General features: G+C 67.7%; 5 protein-coding genes and 1 pseudogene. 4 read left to right on the top strand and 2 right to left on the bottom strand.

Annotation, left to right across the window (positions count from 1 at the left end; all coding sequences use genetic code 11):
• Window positions 1–127 precede the first annotated feature (127 nt).
• From ADBZ5N_RS17135 to purH, 3 genes are read left to right on the top strand one after another with little or no spacing between them, the layout of a single operon-like run.
• On the top strand, window positions 128–1,504 hold the full coding sequence (locus ADBZ5N_RS17135) for a cell division protein PerM (RefSeq protein ID WP_526259495.1): 1,377 nt from the start codon (window positions 128–130) through the stop codon (window positions 1,502–1,504).
• A complete protein-coding gene (gene purN, locus ADBZ5N_RS17130) occupies window positions 1,491–2,138 on the top strand; it encodes a phosphoribosylglycinamide formyltransferase (RefSeq protein WP_526259493.1) in 648 nt (215 codons plus the stop codon). The genes ADBZ5N_RS17135 and purN overlap by 14 nt, the downstream gene beginning before the upstream one ends.
• Window positions 2,135–3,715 (top strand): bifunctional phosphoribosylaminoimidazolecarboxamide formyltransferase/IMP cyclohydrolase, encoded by a 1,581-nt coding sequence (gene purH / locus ADBZ5N_RS17125; RefSeq protein ID WP_526259491.1) that lies wholly within the window; start codon window positions 2,135–2,137, stop codon window positions 3,713–3,715. The genes purN and purH overlap by 4 nt, the downstream gene beginning before the upstream one ends.
• 26 nt (window positions 3,716–3,741) lie before the next feature.
• Here purH and ADBZ5N_RS17120 read toward each other — a convergent pair whose 3' ends face one another.
• The gene (locus tag ADBZ5N_RS17120; protein WP_526259489.1) at window positions 3,742–4,350 is read right to left on the bottom strand and encodes a DUF6670 family protein; all 609 of its coding nucleotides are present in this window, start codon (window positions 4,348–4,350) and stop codon (window positions 3,742–3,744) included.
• Window positions 4,351–4,398: 48 nt separating this feature from the next.
• Here ADBZ5N_RS17120 and ADBZ5N_RS17115 point away from each other — a divergent pair.
• Window positions 4,399–4,566 (top strand): annotated as a pseudogene (locus tag ADBZ5N_RS17115) (hypothetical protein); the annotation flags it as partial.
• 110 nt (window positions 4,567–4,676) lie between these two features.
• Here ADBZ5N_RS17115 and ADBZ5N_RS17110 read toward each other — a convergent pair.
• Window positions 4,677–5,429 (bottom strand): hypothetical protein, encoded by a 753-nt coding sequence (locus ADBZ5N_RS17110; protein ID WP_526259497.1) that lies wholly within the window; start codon window positions 5,427–5,429, stop codon window positions 4,677–4,679.
• Window positions 5,430–5,527: the final 98 nt, after the last annotated feature.

The following is a 5,527-nucleotide window of genomic DNA, read 5'->3' as shown; positions in this document are numbered from 1 at the left end:
GCTCCGGTTCAGCAGTCCGGCCAGCAGCCGGCGTCGGGCCCGAATCCTTCGTCGGATCCGTCATCGGGTTCCGCGGCGGGTTCCAGCCAGACCTGACGCCGCGTCGTAAGTGCGCGCGACGCCGCAGGTGATACGGACTTCGGGCACGGCCCCGGCAGCGCCCGGTGCTGCGGCGCCCCGCGACTTGGTGCGGGTCGGCTTCGGTCCGTCCCTGCTGGCGATCGTGGTTATTGCCGCGGTCACGCTCGTCCAATTGGTCGTCGCCAACAGCGACCTCACCGGCGCGTTTGGTGCGGTGGCCAGTCTTTGGCTGGCCGCCCACGGGGTGCCGATTTCGATAGGCGGGCAGCAACTCGGTGCGCTGCCACTGGTGCCCATGACCGCGATGGTGTGGGCGACAGCGCGGTCCTCCGCGCAGGTCATTCCGGCCCGGGGATCGTGGTTCGTCATCCGGTGGATCATCGCGTCGGCGGTCGGCGGCCCGCTTTTCGTCGCTGCGGTCGCGCTGGCCGTGGTCCACGACGCCGCCTCGGTGCTCACCGAACTGCAGACTCCTAATGCGCTGCGGGCATTCGTGTCGGTGGCCGTGGTGCACGGTCTGGGTGCGGTCATCGGCGCCTGGCCGGCGGTCCGACCGCGGGTGATGGCGGCCGTTGATCTGCCGGGCTGGGCTCTCGACGCGGTCAGGCCGGCCATGTACGGCGCCGGGGCGTTGTTGGCCCTGTCCTGCGCGGTAGTGGCCGGGTCGCTGATCGTGCACTGGGGAACCATGCACGACCTGTACGGAATTACTGATTCGTGGTTCGGCTACCTCAGCCTCACCCTGCTCTCGGTGCTCTATCTGCCCAATGTGGTCCTGGGGGCGGTCGCGGTGGCGGTCGGCTCCAGCGCGCACATCGGGTTCGCGACGTTCAGCGCATTCACGGTGTTCGGCGGTGATATCCCGGCGCTGCCCATCCTCGCCGCAGTCCCGACGCCCCCGCTCGGCCCGGTTTGGGTAGCGCTGCTGATCATCGGCGCGGCCTCCGGTGTGGCGATCGGCCAGCAGTGTGCCCTACGGCCGCTGCCACTGCCCTGGGCGATGGCCAAACTCGCCGTCGCCTCGGCGATTGCCGCAGTCACACTGGCACTCCTTGCGTTCGCGGCCGGCGGATCGCTGGGCAATTTCGGTCATGTCGGTGTCGACCAAGTGACGTTCGCGCCGGGGGTGTTCTTCTGGTTCTTCGTGGTCGGTGGCCTGACGGTGGTGATGGCGGGCGGCGTCAGCCGCGTGCCTGTCATCCCGAGAGCCGGTGTCGAGCGTGCGGTGGTGGCGGAAAATCCTGCGAATTCCCGCCCTGAGCGCACACTCGATGAGCCCTCCGCGCCTGAGTCCGGGCCTGAGTCCGCGCCTGAACCCGAACCCCCGCCGCCGGTGGCCCCGGCGCCGGACGCCGAGGATCTCGAAGATCTGATGTTCGTCGATGCCGATATCGAGGCCGGCGCCCAGCGTGACGGCGCCTGAGGTGATCCGCGTGCCGCCCAGCGCGCCGGCCCGACTGCTGGTGCTGGCCTCCGGAACCGGGTCCTTGCTGCAGGCTCTGCTGGACGCCGCGGTGGACGACTATCCCGCTCGGGTGGTTGCCGTCGGTGTCGATCGCGACTGCCGCGCCGCGGCGATCGCCGCCGAGGCCGGCCTGCCGGCATTCACCGTGCGATTGGGTGATTACCCCGACCGGTCCGCGTGGGATTCCGCGATGGCTGCTGCCACCGCGCGCCACGACCCGGATCTGGTCGTCTCAGCGGGGTTCATGAAAATCCTGGGCCCTCAATTCCTCGCCCGATACCAGGGCCGGGTGGTCAACACCCACCCGGCGTTGCTGCCGTCATTTCCAGGCGCCCACGCCGTCCCCGACGCGTTGGACTACGGGGTCCGGATCACCGGGTGCACGGTCCATCTGGTGGACGCCGGGGTGGATACCGGGCCGATCCTCGCCCAGGAGGCCGTCGAGGTATGCGACGGCGACTCCGAGGAGACCCTTCATGAACGGATCAAAGTCGTCGAGCGGCGACTGTTGGTAGATGTGCTGGCCGCACTGGCGCGGCGCGGCGTGACCTGGAGCGGCAGAAAGGCGACCCTGGGAATGGTGGAACTATGACGGCGCAGACCCTGATCGGTAGTAAGCCCATCCGACGCGCTCTGATCAGCGTCTACGACAAGAGCGGTCTGATTCCGCTGGCGCAGGGACTGCACGAACTCGGAGTCGACATCGTCTCCACCGGTTCCACTGCGAAAACCATTGCCAGCAAGGGTATTCCGGTGACTCCCGTCGAGTTCGTCACCGGTTTCCCGGAGGTGCTCGACGGCCGGGTCAAAACACTTCACCCGCACATCCACGCCGGCCTGTTGGCCGACACCCGTAACCCCGAACACCTCGCGGCCCTCGAGAAGCTCAAGATCGAGCCGTTTGATCTGGTGGTGGTCAACCTCTACCCGTTCAGTGAGACGGTGGACTCCGGCGCCGAGCCCGACGAGTGCGTCGAGCAGATCGACATCGGCGGACCCTCGATGGTGCGTGCCGCGGCCAAAAACCATGCCAGTGTCGCGGTCGTGGTCGAGCCCCTTGGCTACGAAGGGGTGCTGGCCGCGGCCCGGGCCGGTGGTTTCACCCTGGCCGAGCGCAAGAAACTCGCGGCCCTGGCGTTCCGGCACACCGCCGAGTACGACATCGCGGTGGCCGGCTGGATGGGGTCGACGCTGGCGCCGGAGCAGGACGCACCGGCTGGCCTGCCGGTGTGGTTCGGACGCAACTGGCGGCGCACCTCGGTGCTGCGCTACGGCGAGAACCCGCATCAGCAGGCGGCCCTTTACAGCGACGATGTCGGCTGGCCGGGTTTGGCACAGGCTGAGCAGCTGCATGGAAAAGAGATGAGCTACAACAACTTCACCGACGCCGACGCGGCTTGGCGCGCAGCGTTCGACCACCAGCAGATCTGCGTGGCAATCATCAAGCACGCCAACCCGTGCGGGATCGCCGTCTCCACGGAGTCGGTGGCTGATGCGCACCGTAAAGCCCACGCCTGTGACCCGCTGAGCGCCTTCGGCGGGGTCATCGCGGCCAACACCGAGGTCACCTGCGAGATGGCCGAGCAGGTTTCGGAGATTTTCACCGAGGTCATCGTGGCGCCCGCCTACGAAGAGGGTGCGGTGCGGATTCTGGCTCGCAAGAAGAACATTCGCGTGCTCGTCGCGTCCGAACCGGCGCTCGGCGGAGTGGAGATCCGCCAGATCGCGGGTGGCCTGCTGATACAGGAACGCGACGAACTGGGCGCCCCCGGCGACGATCCGTCCAACTGGACCTTGGCCGCCGGACCTGCGGCCGATGCGGCCACCCTGGCCGATCTGTCATTCGCCTGGCGCACCTGCCGGGCGGTCAAATCCAACGCGATCGTCGTCGCCGCCGACGGAGTGACGGTCGGTGTCGGTATGGGACAGGTGAACCGGGTCGACGCCGCCCGCTTGGCCGTCGAACGCGGCGGCGATCGGGTCCGCGGGGCAGTGGCTGCCTCGGATGCGTTTTTCCCGTTCCCCGACGGCCTAGAGGTGCTCACCGCGGCCGGGGTGAAAGCCGTTGTGCATCCGGGTGGTTCGGTGCGCGACGACGAGGTGACCGCCGCCGCTGAGGCCGCCGGAATCACGCTGTATCTCACCGGTGCCCGGCACTTCGCCCACTGAGCGACCCATCGCCCCTCGATGGTGGGCTAGCTATAGCTAGCCGCGTCGGTCGATGTACTCCTGGTAACCGCGACCGTTGATCTTTTCGCCGGCCCGGGCTGGTACTGCTCGACTCGAAACTCGGTGCGGCCCAGACTGCGGCCGTAGCTGTGGCGGCTGCGGTGCAGAGCCGTACTGATGAACGGCCGCCCGCCGACGCAGTGCTGGCTCAGCAGCACCTGGTCGTCGGGACCGAGATTGACGATCTGGTAGAAAAATCGATCCAGCGGGGCCTTCAACGACGGTGGCAACGGCGTGGAACGCACCTGATAAGGGCTTGGGCAGGCCCCGTATTCGAAGGCGCACAGCCCTTCGACATCCGTGCCGCCGGATGTGGTCTGGAACCGGCCGCGATACTCGGTGAGCAGGCTCAGGTGCTTGTAGACCGGGCTGTGGACGAACCAGGTGACCTTGTCGGTGTTGGTCAGGTGCAGCTCGACCTCGACGCCGCCGAAGCGCCCGGTCAGCGTGTACTGCGGATAGCGGCCGGCGATCGTCAGGTTCTCGCCGAACCGAATCAACGAACCGTCGGCGTTGGCGACGAAATCACGGTCGGTGGTCATGGTGACGCCGACCGTCGCCGGGTCGGTGGGCACTGTGCCGGTTCTGGGGCGGCGCCGGTGGGGTAACGACCGTTGCGGTCTTTGGCCAGGCCGCGGGCGAGAACGCCATCGCGGGGCGCCAGCTCAGGGCGGTACTTACTCACCGGTGCCGGCGGGATGGGCGAGGTGTACTTGGCCCGGCATCCGCGCCTCCCTCGCCCGGACGCCCTCAAGGTGCTCCACCCCGACGTATCAGGCGACCCCGAGTTCGGTGGGCCAACCTTCCGGTCCGTCTGGGTTCACCGGCGACGGTCGCCACGTAGATCGGTAACGCGAACGGCGCGCACAACCGGCGTGGGCACCTGCCTGACAGCGCCCGATCAACGAAGGCCGAAGATCTCTTCGAAAGACCGATCAACGATCGGCCATGCCAGCACGGTGAAGCCCCCTGGTTCCTGCTGCGGCGGCGTCGAGGCACCGAGACGCACGATCCGCGCCTTCTCCTTCGCCCCCCTTGGCTCTTGGAAGAGGAACTGCGAGACGCCTCCCGATGACTTCGACCGCACGGTCTCAAGCTTCGCGATCCGATCGCTTAGCGCGAGTTCGCCAGATGGCAGTTCCGCTCCAACCCAGCCGAGCAGTTCGCAGATCGCAAAGCGACCGCCTCGATCCGCGTGGTGGCCGATCACCCGCAGCAGCGTCCAGCGGCCGGACAACAGCTGAAATCCGATCGTCTCGCCGACTTGCCACGCATTCGCCTCGCGGACGGTTCGAGGAACCCGCTTGGCCCGCGGAGGCTCGGACATCAGCTCCGCGCGCGCCTTGGCGAGAACCGCCGCGCGCCTTGGTCGGGTTGCGTCGTCCCACCGTGCGAGATCGGCCCCATCGTCGATGATCCGTACCGCCTGCCGCCGCACGCTCTCCTCCACGCGGCCGAGCTTCCATTGGGTCAACGCCAAGGCCAACCAGAAGACGGGCATCTCGTCGGGATCATCGAGCGACGATGCGTATTCGGCCTGGAGACGGACGGTCGCCTCGGCCGGCGTGAGCCCATCGCCGAGCAGCTCGCGAAACTCGCTGCGGATGTCGGCGGCAAGATCGTCTGAGAAGATTGCGACACCCCGGATTCCCATGGCTGGTCCTCGCTCTCGATGAGTGGCAAGTCTTGCGCTCAGCGACCAGCCACAGGCTCCTTGGCCATTCGGGCAGCGCCCGCGACGCGAAATGCATG

This window comes from Mycobacterium sp. (genome assembly GCF_044370595.1).
Classification (GTDB): Bacteria; Actinomycetota; Actinomycetes; order Mycobacteriales; family Mycobacteriaceae; genus Mycobacterium.
Note: the sequence above shows the minus strand (reverse complement) of the source record. Positions and strands in the feature narration are given on the sequence as shown.

Excerpts from the sequence above, each read along its gene's own strand:
- purH (WP_526259491.1), top strand. The coding sequence starts at position 2,135 with ATGACGGCGCAGACCCTGATCGGTAGTAAGCCCATCCGACGCGCTCTG.
- ADBZ5N_RS17110 (WP_526259497.1), bottom strand. The coding sequence starts at position 5,429 with ATGGGAATCCGGGGTGTCGCAATCTTCTCAGACGATCTTGCCGCCGAC.